The organism is Lujinxingia vulgaris, assembly GCF_007997015.1.
GTDB lineage: Bacteria > Myxococcota_A > Bradymonadia > Bradymonadales > Bradymonadaceae > Lujinxingia > Lujinxingia vulgaris.
Genome location: NZ_VOSM01000025.1, coordinates 1 through 2,188 on the forward strand (window position 1 = coordinate 1; position 2,188 = coordinate 2,188).

A 2,188-nucleotide genomic window follows, 5' to 3' on the forward strand; every position below is an offset into this window, starting at 1 on the left:
AATAGCCCTGTCTGGACAGGGAATCGGGCCGGGGCTACCATAGGAGACGAAACGTTATTTAGATTAGGAGCGAGCAATGATTTGTGCTACAAATCGCTCGTCTTTTCGCCGCCCAAGGGCCGCTCAAAGAGAAGGGAAACCAGGTTGCCGACCGAACGCCCGCTGATCCGATCCAGCCGCTACAGCGAGGACGAATGGCAGACCATCACCAAGGCCGCAGCACGGGCCGGGAAGTCGCCGAGCGCATTCATTCGTGAGGCCGCCCTGGGCCAGAAGATCACGGCGCGGCGTGGTGCGGCCAACGATGCAGCGGTGAAGGAGCTGAACCGCATCGGCAACAATCTGAACCAGGTTGCACGGGCAGCGAACGCCGGGGGGATGCCCGACCTTGAACGGTCGGTGCGGGAGAGCCTGGCCGAGCTGGTAGAGGTCATTCGACGGCTATGATCGGCAAGGCACACACCGGCAAAAGCTTCGGCGGCCTGGCGCGATACCTGCAAAGCGGCGGGAAGGGCGAGCAGGCCGAGCGCGTAGCCTGGGCCGAGAGCCGGAACTTGCCGACCGATGATCCCGAGGCAGCGGCCCGGATCATGCGGGCGACGGCCAACGACAACGCCCGCGTTCAGAAGCCGGTCTATCACCTCTCGCTGTCCTGTGACCCGGACGACAAGCCGGACAAGGCCGAGCTGCTGGACCGGGCAAGCCGCGTGATCGATGACCTGGGCCTGAAAGAGCATCAGGCCCTAATCGTGGCGCACAGCGACACCGACCACACGCATGTTCATATCCTGGTCAATCGGGTTCACCCGGAGACCGGCAAGGCATGGACGAACAGCCATGACTTTGCGCGGATCGAAAAGAGCTTGCGCGAGATCGAGGACGCACGCGGCTTGCGGCAGGTGCCGGGCCATCATGCCCGCTCACCTGGTCAGGAAGCCCCCGACCGAAGCCAGGGCGTCAGCACCGGCCAGCTTCGCCAGATGGAGCGCGACGGACAGCGGCCCTTTGCCGAGCTGGTCAAGGAGGCATCCGGGGACGCCTTCAAGACTTCGCAGAGCTGGACCGAGCTGCATGATCGGCTTGGCCTGGAAGGATTGCGCCTGGAGAAGAAGGGCCGGGGCCTGGTGGTCACGGATGGCACGGAGCAAGCAAAGGCGTCGGCCGTCAGCCGAGACGCCAGTTTGAAAGCCCTGGAAAAGAGGATCGGGAACTATGTCGAGCCTGAGAGAGCGCCTGGACAAAGCCGCGAGCACGGAGATCGAGCGCCAGATGGCCCCGGCCATCGAGAAGCTGGCCGAGATGCAGGGCGCAATGACGGACACCGCCCAGGAAGTGAGCCAGGCCGTGGAGCGGATGGAAAGACTGCACCGCAGCCAGGCCAGAACGACGATCAGGACCGCGCTGCTACTGTGGGGCAGCGCAATCCTGATCGGAACGATCGCGGGCGCGATCGGAGCGGTCGCAACCTACAGCCTGGGCTGGAAAGTGCCCCTCATCGAGGGGCTGAGCCGCCTGCTTTGAGGCAGAAGCTGGACCGCTACCATGCGAGCGTCGCCCGTCAGGAGCAGCTGAAGGCCCTGAAGGCCGAGCAGACGCAGGCGGCGAAGACCATCAACAGGTTCCAGCAGAAAAGCGCCTGGGGGCAGCGGCAGGAACAGGCCCTGGATCAAGTCTGGCAAACCGCCTTCCGGGATCCAGAGCGGGCAAAGAAGCACTTTGAGACATTGGCCGGTCAAAGAGGGGGGCAGCGGGCCGCGTTGAAGATCCTCAAGGTTAATCCGTCCGAGTTCGGGCGGATGCGCGGGATCTCCGTTCTGGGGCTGAAGAACGCCGAACGGAAGGAAGCACAGAGCGCCTTGCAGCAGCTCCCCGGCGAGGTTCGCCGGGTTAGCGGCATCAGGACCGCCCTGCAGTCAGACCGGCAGGCCGTCCAGGACGCGCAGATGGTCAAGCGGGAGCTGGAACCCCGGGTCAAGGGCCTGGACGAGCAGCAACGCCAGGAGCCAGGGCAGCGGGCGCAGCTGAAGGAGATCGCGAAGGAAGCCCGCGGGCTGTCCGATCAGGCGTGGCAATCCTTGAGCCAGGCTGACCGTCAAGCGGTCACGAGCGGGCGAGAGCTGCAAAAGCAGTCCCGAGGCCGTGCCCAGGGAGCGCGAGGCATTGATATCAGCCGTTAGTGCGGTTTAGG

Annotated in this window: 2 protein-coding genes; both read left to right on the top strand. The window is 64.5% G+C overall.

From position 1 onward, the window contains the following. Positions 1-144: 144 nt before the first annotated feature. On the top strand, positions 145-447 hold the full coding sequence (locus FRC98_RS20705) for a plasmid mobilization protein (RefSeq protein ID WP_230467870.1): 303 nt from the start codon (positions 145-147) through the stop codon (positions 445-447). Beyond that, positions 444-2,177 carry a relaxase/mobilization nuclease domain-containing protein gene (locus tag FRC98_RS20710; RefSeq protein WP_146983488.1) on the top strand — a complete coding sequence of 578 codons (1,734 nt, stop codon included), beginning with the start codon at positions 444-446 and terminating at the stop codon, positions 2,175-2,177. The genes FRC98_RS20705 and FRC98_RS20710 overlap by 4 nt, the downstream gene beginning before the upstream one ends. The last annotated feature ends 11 nt before the right edge of the window (positions 2,178-2,188 follow it).

What these genes read in the sequence shown, in the direction of transcription:
- FRC98_RS20710 (WP_146983488.1), top strand. Translation starts at nt 444, where the DNA reads ATGATCGGCAAGGCACACACCGGCAAAAGCTTCGGCGGCCTGGCGCGA.